The organism is Nonomuraea sp. NPDC001831, assembly GCF_042892035.1.
Lineage (GTDB): Bacteria > Actinomycetota > Actinomycetes > Streptosporangiales > Streptosporangiaceae > Nonomuraea.
The window spans coordinates 89,219-105,587 of record NZ_JBIATU010000018.1 but is presented as its reverse complement, the minus strand read 5'-3'; the positions used below and the strand labels follow the sequence as shown (position 1 = coordinate 105,587).

At 72.3% G+C, this 16,369-nt stretch carries 13 protein-coding genes; 7 read left to right on the top strand and 6 right to left on the bottom strand.

What is annotated here, in order from left to right; genetic code table 11:
- Positions 1-598: 598 nt before the first annotated feature.
- Positions 599-1,855, bottom strand: coding sequence for a glucarate dehydratase family protein (locus ACFYYW_RS40225; protein WP_387657528.1), 1,257 nt, complete (start codon positions 1,853-1,855; stop codon positions 599-601).
- A gap of 107 nt (positions 1,856-1,962) precedes the next feature.
- Here ACFYYW_RS40225 and ACFYYW_RS40220 point away from each other — a divergent pair, with 107 nt between their 5' ends.
- Positions 1,963-3,435: an aldehyde dehydrogenase (NADP(+)) gene (locus tag ACFYYW_RS40220; RefSeq protein WP_387657525.1), complete on the top strand. Its 1,473-nt coding sequence runs from the start codon at positions 1,963-1,965 to the stop codon at positions 3,433-3,435.
- A gap of 229 nt (positions 3,436-3,664) precedes the next feature.
- On the opposite strand, the gene ACFYYW_RS40215 is transcribed toward ACFYYW_RS40220, so the two are convergent.
- Positions 3,665-4,426: an IclR family transcriptional regulator gene (locus ACFYYW_RS40215; protein WP_387657521.1), complete on the bottom strand. Its 762-nt coding sequence runs from the start codon at positions 4,424-4,426 to the stop codon at positions 3,665-3,667.
- Positions 4,427-4,486: 60 nt separating this feature from the next.
- Here ACFYYW_RS40215 and ACFYYW_RS40210 point away from each other — a divergent pair, with 60 nt between their 5' ends.
- From ACFYYW_RS40210 to ACFYYW_RS40195, 4 genes are all read left to right on the top strand, one after another.
- On the top strand, positions 4,487-4,750 hold the full coding sequence (locus ACFYYW_RS40210; RefSeq protein ID WP_387657518.1) for a hypothetical protein: 264 nt from the start codon (positions 4,487-4,489) through the stop codon (positions 4,748-4,750).
- Complete coding sequence (locus ACFYYW_RS40205) at positions 4,735-5,529, top strand: NAD-dependent epimerase/dehydratase family protein (RefSeq protein WP_387657516.1); 795 nt, start codon at positions 4,735-4,737, stop codon at positions 5,527-5,529. The genes ACFYYW_RS40210 and ACFYYW_RS40205 overlap by 16 nt, the downstream gene beginning before the upstream one ends.
- 82 nt (positions 5,530-5,611) lie before the next feature.
- Positions 5,612-6,574 carry a LacI family DNA-binding transcriptional regulator gene (locus tag ACFYYW_RS40200; RefSeq protein WP_387657513.1) on the top strand — a complete coding sequence of 321 codons (963 nt, stop codon included), beginning with the start codon at positions 5,612-5,614 and terminating at the stop codon, positions 6,572-6,574.
- Complete coding sequence (locus ACFYYW_RS40195; RefSeq protein WP_387657510.1) at positions 6,571-7,506, top strand: aldose epimerase family protein; 936 nt, start codon at positions 6,571-6,573, stop codon at positions 7,504-7,506. Before ACFYYW_RS40200 ends, ACFYYW_RS40195 begins: the two co-directional genes overlap by 4 nt.
- Here ACFYYW_RS40195 and ACFYYW_RS40190 read toward each other — a convergent pair.
- The 3 genes from ACFYYW_RS40190 to ACFYYW_RS40180 form a co-directional block, all read right to left on the bottom strand.
- Positions 7,496-9,958 (bottom strand): SpoIIE family protein phosphatase, encoded by a 2,463-nt coding sequence (locus ACFYYW_RS40190; RefSeq protein WP_364391024.1) that lies wholly within the window; start codon positions 9,956-9,958, stop codon positions 7,496-7,498. The two genes, ACFYYW_RS40195 and ACFYYW_RS40190, sit on opposite strands and share 11 nt — an antisense overlap.
- Before the next feature lie 99 nt (positions 9,959-10,057).
- A complete protein-coding gene (locus ACFYYW_RS40185; protein ID WP_364391027.1) occupies positions 10,058-11,311 on the bottom strand; it encodes an MFS transporter in 1,254 nt (417 codons plus the stop codon).
- Entirely contained in the window at positions 11,308-12,048 is a 741-nt protein-coding gene (locus ACFYYW_RS40180) for a tyrosine-protein phosphatase (protein ID WP_387657506.1), read from the bottom strand. Before ACFYYW_RS40180 ends, ACFYYW_RS40185 begins: the two co-directional genes overlap by 4 nt.
- A gap of 87 nt (positions 12,049-12,135) precedes the next feature.
- Between ACFYYW_RS40180 and ACFYYW_RS40175 the strand changes: the two genes are divergently transcribed.
- Positions 12,136-12,843: a GntR family transcriptional regulator gene (locus ACFYYW_RS40175; RefSeq protein ID WP_387657503.1), complete on the top strand. Its 708-nt coding sequence runs from the start codon at positions 12,136-12,138 to the stop codon at positions 12,841-12,843.
- Here ACFYYW_RS40175 and ACFYYW_RS40170 read toward each other — a convergent pair.
- Entirely contained in the window at positions 12,827-13,663 is an 837-nt protein-coding gene (locus ACFYYW_RS40170) for a metallophosphoesterase (protein WP_387657500.1), read from the bottom strand. The two genes, ACFYYW_RS40175 and ACFYYW_RS40170, sit on opposite strands and share 17 nt — an antisense overlap.
- A 122-nt stretch (positions 13,664-13,785) precedes the next feature.
- Here ACFYYW_RS40170 and ACFYYW_RS40165 point away from each other — a divergent pair, with 122 nt between their 5' ends.
- Positions 13,786-16,296 (top strand): DNA translocase FtsK, encoded by a 2,511-nt coding sequence (locus ACFYYW_RS40165; RefSeq protein WP_352323165.1) that lies wholly within the window; start codon positions 13,786-13,788, stop codon positions 16,294-16,296.
- Positions 16,297-16,369 lie beyond the last annotated feature (73 nt).

Here is a 16,369-nt window from a genome sequence, read left to right as displayed (position 1 = left end):
GACACGGTGAGGTGTGTTGGGGTGTCGGGTGAGGCGGCTGGTACTGCTGCTCAGGCGGGGGCTTGCAGCATCGGCTCACAGGCGAGCGTCAGCGACCTCGTGCGGACTTTCCGTTGTGTGGGTTTGAGCGCTTTAACATCACGAGTGCCGGGTGCATCGCTGTGCTTTGCGACGGTGGGTCGTTTCGCGACAGGGGCATTGGCGCGGGAGGGCGGCGGGGACCAGGCGGGGCCAGGCATGGGGGCGGATCGGCAGGTACGAAGGTGGGATGGGGGACGTCCAGGACGCGGTGTGCCGGGGTGCGGGGTGGCGGCCCGGGTGGAGTGGTAGCCGGCGGCCAAGGCGATCGTGTCGACGCTCAACCCAGCCCAACCCAACCCAGACCAAACAGCCCAACCCAACCCAGACCAAACAGCCCAACCCAACCCAGACCAAACAGCCCAACCCAACCCAGACCAAACAGCCCAAGCCAAGCCAACCCGGCCCAAGCCAAGCCAAACCAACCCGGCCAAACTAACCCGGCCCAACCCGGCCCGGCCAGGCGGGCGGGCGGTGGTCGGGTTGCCGATGACGTCCCAGGGGTGGACGTAGGTGACGTTCACCAGCGGGGGAGCTTCGCGGAGAAGGCGGGCTCGATGCGCCGCATGTAGGTCGTGTCGTCGCGGGCGCGGATGCCGCAGGACTTGTACTGCTCGTGCATGACCGCCAGCGTGTCGCGGTCCAGTTCGACGCCCAGGCCGGGGCCGGTGGGCACCGGTACGGCGCCGTTCACGAAGTGCAGGCTGCCGGGGAGCACCACGTCCTGGCCGTCCTGCCAGGGGGTGTGGGTGTCGCAGGCGAAGGTGAGGTTCGGGGTGGCGGCGGCCAGGTGGGTCATCGCGGCCAGGCTGATGCCGAGGTGGGAGTTGGAGTGCATTGACAGGTCCAGGCCGAAGGTGCGGCACAGGGTGGCGATGTGCGCGGATCGTACGAGTCCGCCCCAGTAGTGGTGGTCCAGCAGGAGCACGCCGATCGCGCCGGCGGCGATGGCGGGGGGCAGGTGTTCGGGGGTGACGACGCACATGTTCGTGGCGAGCGGCATCGGGACGGCCCTGGCCACCTCGGCCATGCCCGCGATGCCCGGCGTGGGGTCCTCCAGGTACTGGAGTGCGCCGTCGAGTTCGCGGCCGACGCGGATGGACGTCTCGACGGTCCAGGCGGCGTTGGGGTCCAGGCGGAGGGGGATGCCGGGGAACGCCTCGTGCAGGGCGCGGATGCCGGCGATCTCCTGGTCGGGCGGGAGGACGCCGCCCTTCAGCTTGATCGAGGAGAAGCCGTGCTCCGTGATCAGGAGGGTGGCCTGCGCCACCAGGGACGCCTCGTCGAGGGCCGGGCCGAAGCGGTCGGGGTCAGCGCCGGGGTGGCCCGCCCACTTGTAGAACAGGTACGCGCTGTAGGGGACGGCGTCGCGGACGCGGCCACCGAGCAGGTCCACGACGGGTACGCCGGCCGCTTTGCCGCGGATGTCCAGGCAGGCCACCTCGAAGGGGGAGAAGACCCGGTCGACGCTCTTCTCCTTGGTGGCGACGCCGGTCAGTCCGTGCAGGTCGGTCACGACGTCGCCGACGGTGGCCGTGATGCGGGCGTGCATCTCGTTGGTCGCGTGGACGTCGAGCCCGAGCAGGACCTGCGCGCATTCGCGGACCTTGGTGAGGTGGCTGAGGTCGCCGTAGGTCTCGCCCAGTCCGGTGATGCCCTCGTCCGTGACGATCTCGACGACGGTCCGCAGGGCCCATGGCTCGTGCACGCCGGCGGCGTTCAGGAGGGGCGGATCCCGGAAGGCGACGGGGGTGACGTGGATCTGCCGGATAATCATCTCTGAACCGCCGTCCATATATGTGAACAATGGCCAGATTTGTGGACAGGCTGCTGCGACTGTAAGAATCGGGCCGAGAAAGTGTCAAGACTCCGAAGGGCCACTCGATGATCTACGGATACGACCCCAGGACCGGTGAGACCGTGGGCGGCGGGCTGCCCGAGACCGACGGCGCCGGGGTCGACTTGATCGTCTCCGCGGCGACGGCTGCGGGCGCCGCGTGGCGCGCGACGCCGGCGGACGAGCGGGCGGCGGCGCTGGAGGCCGTCGCCGACGCCCTCACCGCGCACGTGGACGAACTGTGGCAACTCGCCGACCGGGAGACCGCGCTCGGTGAGGTACGGCTGCGGGGCGAGGTGGCGCGTACGGCCGGACAGTTCCGGCTTTTCGCCCAGGTCGTCAGGGACGGCGGTTACCTGGAGGCCGTCATCGATCACGCGGACCCGGCGCTCACGCCGCCGCGGCCGGACGTGCGGCGGATGAACCATCCGCTGCCCGGGGTCGTCGCGGTGTTCGCGGCGAGCAACTTCCCGTTCGCGTTCTCGGTGGCCGGCGGGGACACCGCCTCGGCGCTGGCCGCGGGGTGTGCCGTGGTGGTCAAGGCGCATCCGGGGCATCCGAACACGTCCGAGCGGGTGGCGAAGATCGTACGGAATGCCTTGCCTTATCCGGACCTGCTCGGGCTGGTACAGGGGATGCAGGCGGGCGCCGACCTGGTACGCCACCCGCGGGTGGTCGCGGCCGGGTTCACCGGGTCGGTGGCGGGCGGCAAGGCGATCCAGAAGCTGATCGACGAGCGGGAGACGCCCATCCCCTTCTACGGGGAGCTGGGCAGCGTCAACCCCGTGGTGGTGTTGCCGTCGGCGCCGGCGCAGGAGGTGGCGGGCGGGTTCGCGGCGTCGCTGACGCTGGGGGTCGGGCAGTTCTGCACGAACCCGGGGCTCATGTTCGTGCCCGAGGACGACGAGTTGCGCAAGGCGCTGGTCGCGGCGGTGGAGGGGACGAGCGGCGGCCCCATGCTGGCCGAGCGGATCAGGGACGGGTACCTGGGCGGGCTCGGCCGGCTCGGCGAGCTGACGCTGCTGGCGGAGGGGAGGCCGGGCGAGGGGGCCTGGGCGGTGGCGCCCAAGGTGTTCACGACCGATCTGGAGTCGTTCGGGGAGCGGCTGCCGGGGATCGCGGAGGAGTGCTTCGGGCCGGCGGCTGTTGTGGTGACTTATCGGGAAATTTCGGAGCTGAGGAGGGTGCTGGAGCGGCTGGAGGGGTCGCTCACGGCTACCGTCCATGGCGGTGATCCGGAGGAGGCCGAGGACATCGTCGAGGTGCTCGGGCGGAAGGCGGGGCGGCTGATCTGGAACGGATGGCCGACCGGGGTGGCGGTCTGCTGGGCCATGCACCACGGCGGGCCGTGGCCTGCGTCGACGTCGGCGTACACGTCGGTGGGGGCGACGGCGATCGGGCGGTGGGTGGCGCCGGTCGCGTACCAGGACTGGCCGGAGGCGCTGCTCCCGGACGAGCTCAAGGACGCCAACCCCCTCGGGATCCCGCGCCGGGTGGACGGCCGCCCGCAGACGGCGTGACAGGCCGCCCACGGCCTTGAGCCGGCGCCGTCGCCGTCGAAGGGGGGCACGGGGAAGCTGTCTAAAAGGGTCACGGGAAAGCCGTCGAAGGGGTCACGGGAAAGCCGTCTAAGAGGGTCATGGGAAAGCCGTCCAAGAGGGTCACGGGAAAGCCGTCGCCGTCGAACGGGGTCATGGGAAAGAAGAGAACACCACCGAGCCGCATCGGCAGTCCTTCCAGCGAGGGGGTCTAGCGGATGCCCTCCCTGCGCAGAGTGGCAGCCAGCTTGCGGGTGTGCCTGATCACCGCTTCGGTGACGCGCTCGATCTCGACGGGCGGCAGCGCGGCCGGCATCGAGCAACTGATCGCGTCGGTGGCCGGGATGCGGTAGTCGACCGCCACGGCCACGCAGGCCACGCCGGGGGTGCCCTGCTCGCGTTCGAGGGCCCAGCCGCGGGCGCGGACCTGGTCGAGCTCGCCGGTCAGCTTGGTCAGGTCGGTGATGGTGTGCTCGGTCAGCGGCCGCAGCGGGTCGGGCAGCAGGGCCACGACCTCGTCGTCGGTGAGCTGGGCGAGCAGCGCCTGGCCGAGCGCGGTGACGTGGGCGGGCAGCCGCCGGCCCACCCTGGGGTTCACGTGCCCGGCCTCGCGCGACTCGCGGGTGGCCAGGTAGAGGACGTGGGCCTCGTCCCGGCGGGCGAAGTGCACGGTGTGGCCGGTCTCGTCGCGCAGGTCCTCCAGGGTCTCCTGGGCGAAGGGCAGGGCCGGGTCCTTGTCGAGGTAGGCGGTGCCGGTCAGCAGGGCGTGCGGCCCGATCCCGAACGCCGACCTGGTCGTGTCGGTCTCGACCCAGTTGAGCTCGACGAGGGTGCGCATGAGGGCGTGGAGGCTGCTGCGCGGGAAGCCGGTGCGCCGCTGGAGCTCCGACAGCGTCAGGGGGGCGGCCGACTCTGCCAGGGTCTCCAGGATGCGTACGGTCCGCTCGGCGGACTTGACCAGCTGCGGCTCCATGCTCGTCCCATCTCGGCGGCGGCTTCCGGTGGGTCAGAATATGGGATCCCGTCCAGATACATGGACACCGCACCCCGCGCGAACCGGCCGCTGGACCGCTGGGAAGCGCCTTCCGGGCGGCCTCCTGATGGTGAGACATCAGCCCGCCTCCCGTTCGCCTACGCGGACACGGCATTCGCGGACACGGCATTCGCGGACACGGCGTTCGCGGACACGGCGTTCGCGGACACGGCGTTCGCGGACACGGCGTTCGCGGACACGGCGTTCGCGGACACGGCATTCGCCGCGAATTGTGTACAACGGTCGGCATGCGCATTCTCATGACCGGCGCCGCGGGAAAAGTCGGCACCCTGCTCCGTCCCCGGCTCGCCCGTCCAGGTCGCACGCTGCGGCTGTCCGACCTCCATCCGGTCGAGCCGGGCCCGGACGAGGAATGGGCGGGCGCCGACCTGGCTGACCGCGCGGCCATGGCCGAGGCCATGAAAGGCGTGGACGCCGTCCTCCACCTGGGCGGCCAGAGCCGCGAGCGTCCGTGGGACGACATCGTGCACGCCAACGTCCACGGCACCCAGGTCCTCATGGAGGCCGCCAGGAACGAGGGCGTGCGGCACCTGGTGCTCATGGGCAGCCACCACGCGGCCGGCTTCCACACCAGGCCGCGCGACGGCTCGGACCTGCCCGACTACGCCTTCCCGCGCCCCGACACCTTCTACGGCGTCAGCAAGGTCGTCATGGAGGCCCTGGGCAGCCTGTACCACGACCGGTTCGGCATGAACGTGACCGTGATCAGGCTCGGCACCTGCACCGAGCGCGCGGCCGACACCCGCGGGCTGGCCACCTGGATCTCGCCCGGCGACCTGGCCCGGCTGGTCGAGGCCGCGCTGGTCGCGCCCGGCTACCACGTCGTGTGGGGCGTCTCGGGCAACGCCCGCCGGTGGTGGTCGCTGCAGGAGGCCCGCCGCCTCGGCTACGAGCCCCGCGACGACTCCGAGCCCCAAGCCGCCGCCCTCGTCGCGGAACAGGGCGAGCCCGACCTGTCGGACCCGGTGCACGACCGCGCCGGCGGGGTGTTCACGCTCAACGAACTCGGCGGCTCCTGGTAGGCAAACGGTTGCAGAAACCTTGACGCCGGGACCGCTGAAGGTCAAGGCTTGGCTCTGGCAACCGTTTGCAAGGAGGACGGCCATGACGGTGACGATCAAAGACGTCGCCCGCGCCTGCGGCGTGCACGTCTCGACCGTCTCGCGCACGTTCTCGGCGCCGCACCTGGTCAATCCTGCCACGCGGAACCGGGTGCTGGCCGCCGCCGACGACCTCGGCTACCGGCCCAACAGGGCGGCCAGGGCGCTGACGACCGGCCGCACGTTCAACCTCGGCCTCATCGTCGCCGACATCGCCAACCCCTTCTTCCCGCCGCTGATCAAGGCCGCACAGGCGCAGGCGCGGGGGCGCGACTACCACGTCTTCGTGGCCGACACCGACGAGGATCCGCGGGTCGAGGAGGAGCTGATCCGCACGTTCGCCAAGCAGGTGGACGGCGTGCTGCTGTGCAGCCCCCGGCTGTCCAACCGGATGATCGAACGCCTGGCCGAGGACGTGCCGTTCGTGCTGGTCAACCGGCGGATCAAGGGCATGCCCGCGGTGCTGATGGACGTCGGCAAGGGCGCCAGGCTCGCGCTGGAGCACCTGGCCGGGCTCGGCCACCGCAGGATCGCCCTGCTGTCCGGCCCGCCCGGCTCGTGGACCAGCAACGAGATGCAGGCCGCCGCGGCCGAGATGCGGGGCCTCGACCTGCTCTTCTTCGGCCCCAACCAGCCCACCGAGTCCGGCGGCCTGGCGGTGGCGCCGGAGGTGGCCGCCTGCGGGGCGACGGGCGTGCTGGCCTACAACGACCTCGTCGCGCTGGGCCTCCTCGAAGGGCTCACCGCGATGGACGTCGACGTGCCGGGCCGGATCAGCGTGATCGGGTTCGACGACATCCTGCCGGGCCGGCTCGGCCGGCCCAAGCTCACCACGGTGGCGATGCCCGCGGCGGTGGCCGGGCGGATGGCGGTCGACCTGCTGCTGCAGTCAGAGGGCGAGGGCGCGGTGATCAACCTGGACACCGACCTCATCGTCCGCGAATCCACGGGAAGGGCCCAAACATGATCTTCGGAACGCTGCCGTCGGGGGAGACCGTCGAGCGCGTGGAGCTGTCGTCCGGACGGCTGCGCGCCGAGGTGCTGACCTACGGCGCCGTCCTGCGCTCGCTGGAGGTCTCCGGGCTCGACGTCGTGCTCGGCCTGGACACGCTGGAGGACTACCGCACGCGCAGCCGTTACTTCGGCGCCGTGGTCGGCCGCTACGGCAACCGCATCGCCGGCGGCCGCTTCACCCTCGACGGCCGCGAGCACCGCCTGCCGGTCAACAACGGCCCCCACAGCCTGCACGGCGGCACCGAGGGCTTCGACGGCAAGGTCTGGACGATCACCGCCCGCACCCCCGACTCCGTCACCCTCGAACTGACCAGCCCCGACGGCGACCAGGGCTACCCCGGAACGCTCACCGCCGCGGTCACCTACACCCTGCAGGACGACGCCCTCCGCCTCGACTACGCCGCCGAGACCGACGCGCCGACCGTGCTCAACCTCACCAACCACTCCTACTTCAACCTGACCGGCGGCGGCGACGTGCTCGGCCACGTGGTCAGGCTGGACGCCGCCCACTACCTCCCCGTGGACGACGGCAAGATCCCCACCGGGGAGCTCGCGCCGGTCAAGGGCACCCCCTTCGACTTCACCGAGCCGCACGCGGTGGGCGAGCGGATGGGCGGCGCCTACGACCACTGCTACGTGCTCGACGGCGACATCGAGGTCAGCGCGGGCGGCCTGACCATGCGGGTGACCACCACCGAGCCGGGCGTGCAGTTCTACACGGGCGGCATGCTCGACGGGGTCGCCACGCCGTACGGGCCCTTCGCCGGGTTGTGCCTGGAGACCCAGCACTTCCCCGACTCGCCGAACCAGCCGCACTTCCCCTCCACCGTGCTGCGGCCCGGCGAGCGCCACACCTCCTCGACCGCCTACCGCTTCACGGCCTGACCCCGCGCAGCTCGGTCGCGGCCTTGATGACCAGCAGCGCCACGTCGTCCTGGGACGGCTCCTGGGCGAACGTCTCGACGGCGTGCCGCACGCGTTCGGCCACCGCGTGGGCGCTCAGGCCGCGGCAGGTGGACAGCAGCGCCGACAAGCCGTCGTCGTCGTCGAGCAGCCGGTCGCCGTCGCGCCGTTCGGTCACGCCGTCGGTGACGCACAGCAGCACCTCCTCCGGCGCCAGCTCGAACGTCTCGACGTAGAACCGGGCGCCGGCCTCGACGCCGAGCAGCAGTTGCGGCGCGGCTACCGTGTCGACCGCGCCGTCGGCGCGCAGCAGCAGCGGCGGCGGGTGCCCGGCGGACGCGATCGTGCACAGCGCGCCGCCCTGGGGCAGCGGAATCAGCTCGCCGCACAGCAGGCTGAGGAACCGGCCGTCGTCGCCCTCCTCCAGCAGGGCCTGGTTGAGCCGGTCGAGGATGTCGGCGACCGTGTAGTGCTCCTTGGCCAGCAGCCGGACGGCGTGCCGGGCCAGGCCGGTCACCGCGGCCGCCTCGGGGCCGCTGCCGCACACGTCGCCGAGGGCGAAGCACCAGTGGTCGGAGACGGTGAACAGGTCGTAGAAGTCGCCGCCCACGTCGGCGCCCTCCTCGGCCGGCTCGTAGACGACCGCGGATTCCAGGCCCGGCATGGGGGCCACGCGCATGGGCAGCAGGCTGCGCTGCAACACCCGCGAGGTGGTCGCCTGGCGGGCGTACAGCATGGCGGTGTGCAGGTTGAGCGCGACCAGCCGGCACAGGTCGGCCAGCAGGTCGGCCAGCTCCAGCGGCAGGGTGGGCTCGGCGCGGCCGATCACCAGCGCGCCGTGCGACCTGCCCTGCGTGAGCAGCGGGAACGACAGCACCGTCTCGGGGCCGACGGGCCAGCTCACCTCGTCGAGCGCGGTGCGCGGGATCGCCGGCAGCGACCTGCGCAGGTTGGCGTTGTAACGCTCCTCGCTGTGCCAGACGTGGGCGAGCCTGGTCATGCCCGCCAGATCGGTCAGGTAGACCGCCGCCCACGTCGCGATCTTGGGCACGACGAGCTGCGCGGTCAGCGCGGCGATCAGCTCCTCGTCGTGCACCCCGGCCAGCAGCTCGCCCGCCTCGGCCAGGAACGACAGCCGGCCCCGGTGGGCGCGCTCGCGCTCGGCCAGCCGCTCGCGCTGCACCGGCACGGCCACCTGATCGGCGATGTGCTGCAGGCTGACGGTGAGCTCCTGGTCGAAGCGGCCCGGCTGGGCCGCGGTCACCACGATGTAGCCGGTCACCTCGCCGCCCACGCTCATCGGCGCGCACGCCAGCGACCTGGCCCGCAGCTGCTGGGCCAGCTCGACGTCGCCGGCCAGCAGGTCGTCGATCATCGACGGCGTCCTGCCGTCGGGGCCGAACACGCCCGCGGCCAGCACGCCGACCAGCCCCGCCGTCGCGCCCGCGCCCGCCGCCACGCCGAACCGGTCGCCGCCCTCGGCGGCCAGCAGCACGTACGCCGCGTCGCCGCCGCTGCTGGTCTGGACGATCCGCGCGATGGTGTCCAGCAGCTCCGCGAACGGCATGTCCCGGTCGAGCAGGTCCTTGATCCGCCGCCCGGCCTCCCTGCGCAGCGGCGCGGCCGGCGGCGTCAGCACGTAACGGTGGTCGCCGGCCACCATCATCCAGATCGACCGCCGCTCCTCCGGGCCGCCGCGGCTGCGCACGTGGGAGACGTAGACGGGGATCAGCCGGCCGTCGAGGTGGCGCATGCGCGCCTCGCCCCGCCAGCGGCCCAGGGACAAGGTGCCGGCCAGGGACATCGCGTACGGGCCGTGGCCGCGCCAGGCCACCAGGTCGGCCAGCGGCCTGCCGACGGCCTGCTCGGACGTCCAGCCCAGCAGGTGCTCGGCCTCGGAGTTCCACGACAGCACGGTCCCGTCGCCGTCGGCGAGCAGCACCCCGACGTGCAGCCCCTCGATGGGCGCGGCCACGGTGGCGGGCGCCAGGCCCGGCGTGCCGACCATGACCTCCTGGTGGTCGGGCCCGTCGGTCAGCTCCATGCGGACCCACACCCGTTTGGCGGTCCTGGTGTAGGTGACCCCCCAGGCGTCGGCCAGCATGGCGGCCAGCGCCAGCCCGCGCCCGGACGTGCGCGCGGGGTCGGTGGACATGGCCTCGGGGGTCGGGACCGTCCTGCCGGGCCGGTGGTCGTCGACCTCGATCTCCAGCCTGGCCGGGCTCGCCGCGACGTCGAGGCGGCAGGTCAGCTCGATGCCGGTGCCCGCGTGCACCACGGCGTTGGTGACGAGCTCGCTGGTCAGCAGCACCGCGTCCTCCGTCAGGTGGCTGAGGCGCCACTCGCCGAGCACCTGGCGGATGAAGCGGCGCGCGTGCGCCGGGGCGTGCGGAGTGCCGTCGAAGGCTGTGCTCGACACTCTGGTCGTGTCCACTGTGCGTCCTAGAACATCACTCGTTGTGGCAGTTCGGTCACAGTCAGAGTGTCAGATGGGTGCCGTTGATACCTCAGGTTGTGAAGAAGGTGCTCCCGGCTAACGCACGTCCCGCAGAAGGCCGACCAGCGGCGCCGCGGCGGCCGTCACGACCGCGCAGGCCAGGAAGAGCAGGAAGTAGTTGGGCCCGGGGGCGAAGGGGTCGCGGCCGACGCCGAGCAGCACCGGCGCGAGCGCGGGCGCGACCGCCGACGGCAGGTGCTTGGCCATCGCGAACGCGCCCAGGAAGCGCCCGGCTTCGCGCTCGTCGGGCAGCACCTGGGTCACCATGCCGAGGTCGACCGCGTAGTAGACGCCGGTCGCCGCCCCCGAGACCACGGCCACCAGCACCACGACGGCCACGCTCGCGGTCGCCGCCTTGAGCAGCAGCATGGCGGCCAGGATCACGGTCGCCCACAGGACGAACGGCCGCCCCCTGCCGATCCTGGCCGCCCAGCGCCCGCCGAGGTAGGCCAGCAGGCCGGACAGCAGCGTGCTGACGATCGTCGTCAGGCCCACCAGAGCGGTCGCCGCCGCGGTCGCCATCTGCAGACGGCTCTGCAGGTAGTAGAGCGAGTACGACGAGATCAACGCGAACCCGATGCTGACCAGCACCCGCTGGATCCACAGCAGCCGGAAGTCGCGCGCCCCGGCGGGCAGCACCAGCAGCGCCGAGGCGAGGCTGCGCAGGCTCACCGGCCGCCGCCCGGCCGGATCGAGCCGGCGGTCCGGCAGCGCCACCCACAACACGAGCGCGGCGGCCACGGCCAGTGCCCCGCACACCGCGAACGCCGTGACCAGCGAGTCCTTGAACACCTGGGCGACCACCATGGCGGGCACGACGCCGACGATGTTGCACATCGAGAACACGCCGGCGACCCGTGTCCGGCGCTCGGGCGGGAACTGGTCCACGACGGTGGCGGTCAGGCCGGCCACCATGGCCTGGTAGCCGCAGACGGCGACGATCCAGCCGAGCGCGACCAGGGGCACCGAGCCGGCCATGGCGAGCAGCAGCAGGCCGGCCAGGCCGGTGAGCGAGCCGCCGAGGATCCAGGGGCGGCGCATGCCGTACCGGCCGGCGGTCCGGTCCGACAGGTGGCCGGAGATCGGGTTGGCGATCACGGTGGCCACGCCGCCGAGGGCGGTGACCAGGCCGAGCGTGGTCTCCTTGCCCGCCGGGGCGATCTCCTGGATCTTCAGCCCGAGCCCGAGGACGAGGGGCAGCGCGCCGGCGGCGGCGTAGCAGAGCTCGGCCAGGCCGATGGCGGCGACCAGGCCGCGGCGCAGGCGTACCGGCTCCCGGGTGAGCGTCATGGCAGCAGGGCGGCGCGCAGCCGCCGGATCCGGGCGGCGGTGAGGCCGTGGGCGAGCAGGAACCTCTCGGCGCCGCCCAGGTCGTCCAGGGCGGCCAGGAACGTGCGCATCGCGCTCTCGGGCGCGTCGAGCAGCGCGGCCGGAATGCCCCCGAAAGCCCTGGAAGCCCTGGAAGCCCCGGAAGCCCCGGAAGCCCCGGAAGCCCCGGAAGCCCCGGAAGCCCCGGAAGTCCCGGACAGGCCGAGCATGGCCAGGACGTCGGGGAGCGCCCGCGCGGTCAGGGCGTAGTCGCGCACGATGGCCTCGTGGTCCACGTCGAGCAGGTCGAGGATGAGGGCGACGACCATGCCGGTCCGGTCCTTGCCGGCCGCGCAGTGCACGAGCGCGGGCAGGCCGTCGGCGATCTCGGCGACCACCTCGGCGAACCAGGCGGCCCGGTGGTGGAGGAGGCCGACGTACAGGTCGCCGAGGTCGAGGTCGGCGGGCAGCGCCGCGAGCCGGGCGGGGGAGGAGTCGCCGCCCGTGCCGAGAGCGGCGTGACGGACGGCGCCGTTCGGCAGGCCGGCCCAGTCGCCGGGCCGGCGCTCGTCGTCGCCGCGCAGGTCGGCGATGAGCCGGAGGCCGGCGACCAGCCGGGCGTCGTCGGGGCTGAGGGTGTGCGGTTGCGCCGAGCGGTAGAGCACGCCCGGACGCAGGGAGGTCGCGGTGGCGACGTCCCGGAGGTTCAGGAGGGGCATGGGTCATATATATGAGTGGACGGTCTGCGGGAAGGCTGCCCGCATGTGGCCGGAGGATGAACCCTGCGGCACCTTTAAGGTGTTCACGTGCCACGACAAGCCCGCTACCGGGAGATCGCCCAAGTCCTCGGCAGGTCCATCGAGTCGGGCGAGCTGGCGCCGGGCGAGCGCCTGCCCACCGAGGACGCGCTGGCCGAGCGCTACGGCGTCCACCGGCTGACCGCCCGCCAGGCGATGGTGGAGCTGCGCAAGGCCGGCCTGGTCGAGACCCGGCAGGGGCTCGGGAGCTTCGTCAGGCGGGCGCCGCGCCGGATCGAGGTCTCCGTCGACCCCGAGACACGCCGGCACCGCCCTTCGGACATCGCGGGCATGGCGGGCGTGTTCGGCGGCGGCGAGCGGGTCGTGGAGCGCGCGGAGACGGCGCATCCCGTGGCGGCCGGACACCTGCGGCTGCCCGGCGGCGTCGTGCACGAGATCACCACCCTGCTCCGCCACGCCGAGCGGCCCTGCGTGCTCAGCCGCTACCGCCTGGCCCCCGAGCTGGCCGGGCTGCGCCTCGACGCCAAGGCGGGCGTGCTCGCCTCGCTGGAGGCCGCCGGGCACGCCTACCGCTACGCCTGGCACGCCATCTCGGCCGAGCCCGCCGACCTGCACGACCAGAGCATGCTGGAGATGCAGGCGGGCGAGGCGGTGCTGGTGCGGGAGGGGCTGCTCACGCACGAGGGGCAGCCCCTGTGCCACGTCGAGCGGCGCTGCCGCGGCGACATGATCTCGTTCGTCACCCGATATGACTGAGCAGGACCTCGGTGTCCAGCTCGTAGACCGGCGGCGCGGCCGACAGCGGCACGAGCGTGGCGAGCGCCCCTGACGGGCCGAGGTCCACCCGGGTGAACGCCTGCAGCGGCAGCGCCCGCGTGCGCCCCGCCGGGGGCATGGTGTCGGCGGCGTAGGCGCTGCCGGGGCCCACCCAGACCGGGATTCCGGCCAGCGTGCCGGCGCTCGCGCTGTGCGTGTGACCGGCCAGCACGAGCCGCACGTCCGTCCCGGCCAGCACGCGGGCCAGCCGTTCCGGCTCGCGCAGGCCGATGCCGTCCATGAGGGGCAGCACGCTGGGGATCGGCGGGTGGTGCAGCACCAGCACGCTGCCGTCGGGCGCGGGCGTGGCCAGGGTGTCCGCCAGCCAGGCGAGCTGGTCGTCGTCGAGCTCGCCGTGGTGCCGGCCGGGCACGGAGGTGTCCAGCGCGACCAGGCGCAGGCCGCCCGCCATCGTGACGGCGTCCCAGGGGCCCTCCTCGACGCGCGGCCGGGCGGCGGCGTTCAACCCGGCCAGGCCCGCGCGGAAGGCCGCGCGCTCGTCGTGGTTGCCCATGGCGGTCACGACGACCGCGCCGAGCGCCCCCGCGGCCTGCCCGACCGCCTCCGCCAGCAGCCGGTACGAGGCCAGGTCCCCCTGGTCGGCCAGGTCCCCCGACAGGACGACGGCGGCGACGTCCGTCCCCGAGGCCAGGACGGCGGCCAGCGCGGCCCGCAGGGCGCCCACCGGGTCCGCCGAGCCGTGCAGCGGCCCCTCGGGTACGACATGGACGTCGGTGAGATGGATCAGCGTGTACGTCATGACCGCGAACCTGCACGACGCCACTGAACGTGATCAGTCATCTATATGAATACAGTCGGACATTTCGGGCGCACGGCGCGTCTTCGCGCGTGCGACGCCGTCTCCGACGTACCTTTGGCATCATGGCCACCCGTACGCCGAAAAGCGCATCGAAGGGGCCGGCGAAGCGGTCGACCTCGCCTCGATCGACCCCCGCGAAGCGGCCGGCCACGGCGGCGGGGCGACCGAGGCCGAAGGCCGCGAGCTCCGGCCGCAAGTCCTCCGTGACCCATCCCGACCCGATCAGCTGGGTCTTCACGATGATCGGCAAGCTGATCGTCGGGCTGTGGATGCTGCTCGCCAACGGCATCGGCAGCACCGCCCGCGCGCTCGGCAAGAACGCCCGCGAGCTCGACCCCGCGCACCGGCGCGACGGCGTGGGCCTGTCGGTGCTGGCCGGCGCGATCGTGCTGGCCGCGATGACCTGGCGCAACCCCGAGGGCACGGTCTCCGGCGTCGTCAACACCGTCGTGCACGCCGTGTTCGGCTCACTGGCCTGGGCGCTGCCGCTGCTGCTCGGCCTGCTGGCCTGGCGTTACCTGCGCCACCCCGACCAGAACGCCGACACCGGCCGCATGGTCATCGGGTGGAGCGCGCTCATGGTCGGCGTGCTCGGCGTCATCCACGTGGCCAACGACACCCCCTACCCGGCGGGCCAGGGGCAGGGCATGGACAAGGTGTCGGCCGCCGGGGGCATGATCGGCTTCATCGTGTCGGCGCCGCCGATGAGCATCCTGCCGTCCTGGATCACGATCCCGCTGCTGCTGCTCCTGTCCGGGTTCGGCGTGCTGGTGATCACCGCCACGCCCGTCCACCGCATCCCCGAGCGGCTGTCGGAGCTGCGGCACATGTTGTTCGAGCGGCACGCCGAGCCGCTCGCGCCGCGCGAGCCCGCCAAGCGCCGGCCGCGGGCCAAGAAGGCGGAGGCCGAGGGCGCCGAGACGGTCAAGCCGTACGACACGCCGGTCATCGCCGAGAAGGACAAGCTGGCCGACCACTCGCCGGAGATCGTGCCGGGGCTCGTCGACGGGCCCGCGGACGAGGAGCCGTCCGTGCCCGAGCGCAGGCCGGAGCCGCCGGAGCCCACGCCCGCGCCGCGCAAGGTCGAGCAGCTCGTGCTGTCGCCGCAGGCGGGCCCCTACAGCCTGCCCGACCTGCAGTTCCTCAAGCCGGGCACCGCGCCCAAGCCGCAGACCAAGGCCAACACGACCGTGGTCAACGCGCTGACCAGCGTGCTGGAGCAGTTCTCCATCGACGCGCAGGTGATCGGCTTCACCCGTGGCCCGACGGTCACCCGCTACGAGATCGAGCTCGGCCCGGCGGTCAAGGTGGAGAAGGTCACCGCCCTCACCAAGAACATCGCCTACGCCGTCAAGTCGGCCGACGTGCGGATCCTGTCCCCGATCCCCGGCAAGTCGGCGATCGGCGTCGAGATCCCCAACGCCGACAAGGACCTGGTCGCGCTCGGCGACGTGCTGCGCTCCCAGGTGGCCCAGGCCGACCACCACCCGATGATCGTGGGCCTGGGCAAGGACGTCGAGGGCCGGACCATCGTCGCCAACCTCGCCAAGATGCCGCACCTGCTCATCGCGGGCGCGACCGGCGCCGGCAAGTCGGTCTGCGTCAACGGCCTCATCACCAGCATCCTCATGCGCTCCACCCCCGACGAGGTGCGCATGGTGCTGGTCGACCCCAAGCGCGTCGAGCTCAGCGTCTACGAGGGCATCCCGCACCTCATCACGCCCATCATCACCAACCCGAAGAAGGCCGCCGAGGCCCTGGAATGGGTCGTGGGCGAGATGGACCGCCGCTACGACGACCTGGCCGCCAGCGGGTTCCGGCACGTCGACGAGTTCAACAAGGCCGTGCGCGCGGGCAAGCTGGTGCCGCCGCCGGGCAGCGAGCGGGTCTACCAGCCGTACCCGTACCTGCTGGTGATCGTGGACGAGCTGGCCGACCTCATGATGGTGGCCCCGCGCGACGTCGAGGACTCGATCGTGCGCATCACGCAGCTCGCCCGCGCGGCCGGCATCCACCTGGTGATCGCCACCCAGCGGCCCTCGGTCGACGTCGTCACCGGCCTGATCAAGGCCAACGTGCCGTCCAGGCTGGCCTTCGCGGTGTCGTCGCTGACCGACTCGCGGGTCATCCTCGACCAGCCGGGGGCGGACAAGCTGGTCGGCCAGGGTGACGCGCTGTTCCTGCCGATGGGCGCGAGCAAGCCCATCCGGATCCAGAACGCGTTCGTCTCGGAGAAGGAGATCGCCGAGATCGTCACGCACTGCAAGGAGCAGATGCAGGTCGAGTACCGCGACGACGTGGCCGCCGCGCCGGTCAAGCGGGAGATCGACGAGGAGATCGGCGACGACCTCGACCTGCTGATCCAGGCCGCCGAGCTGATCGTGACCACCCAGTTCGGCTCGACCTCGATGTTGCAGCGCAAGCTGCGGGTCGGCTTCGCCAAGGCCGGACGGCTGATGGACCTGCTGGAGAGCCGCAACGTGGTGGGCCCCAGCGAAGGCTCCAAGGCCCGGGAAGTGCTGGTGAAACCGGACGATCTGCCCGGCCTGCTGGCCGACCTGCGTGGCGAATGACCCCAATGCACGGTTCCACGGCGATAACTGATTGAATATGAACCACTACGCACTGTCGTGGTGGGGAGGCGTT

What these genes read in the sequence shown, in the direction of transcription:
- ACFYYW_RS40225 (WP_387657528.1), bottom strand. Translation starts at nt 1,855, where the DNA reads ATGATTATCCGGCAGATCCACGTCACCCCCGTCGCCTTCCGGGATCCG.
- ACFYYW_RS40220 (WP_387657525.1), top strand. Translation starts at nt 1,963, where the DNA reads ATGATCTACGGATACGACCCCAGGACCGGTGAGACCGTGGGCGGCGGG.
- ACFYYW_RS40215 (WP_387657521.1), bottom strand. Translation starts at nt 4,426, where the DNA reads ATGGAGCCGCAGCTGGTCAAGTCCGCCGAGCGGACCGTACGCATCCTG.
- ACFYYW_RS40210 (WP_387657518.1), top strand. Translation starts at nt 4,487, where the DNA reads ATGGACACCGCACCCCGCGCGAACCGGCCGCTGGACCGCTGGGAAGCG.
- ACFYYW_RS40205 (WP_387657516.1), top strand. Translation starts at nt 4,735, where the DNA reads ATGCGCATTCTCATGACCGGCGCCGCGGGAAAAGTCGGCACCCTGCTC.
- ACFYYW_RS40200 (WP_387657513.1), top strand. Translation starts at nt 5,612, where the DNA reads ATGACGGTGACGATCAAAGACGTCGCCCGCGCCTGCGGCGTGCACGTC.
- ACFYYW_RS40195 (WP_387657510.1), top strand. Translation starts at nt 6,571, where the DNA reads ATGATCTTCGGAACGCTGCCGTCGGGGGAGACCGTCGAGCGCGTGGAG.
- ACFYYW_RS40185 (WP_364391027.1), bottom strand. Translation starts at nt 11,311, where the DNA reads ATGACGCTCACCCGGGAGCCGGTACGCCTGCGCCGCGGCCTGGTCGCC.
- ACFYYW_RS40180 (WP_387657506.1), bottom strand. Translation starts at nt 12,048, where the DNA reads ATGCCCCTCCTGAACCTCCGGGACGTCGCCACCGCGACCTCCCTGCGT.
- ACFYYW_RS40170 (WP_387657500.1), bottom strand. Translation starts at nt 13,663, where the DNA reads ATGACGTACACGCTGATCCATCTCACCGACGTCCATGTCGTACCCGAG.
- ACFYYW_RS40165 (WP_352323165.1), top strand. Translation starts at nt 13,786, where the DNA reads ATGGCCACCCGTACGCCGAAAAGCGCATCGAAGGGGCCGGCGAAGCGG.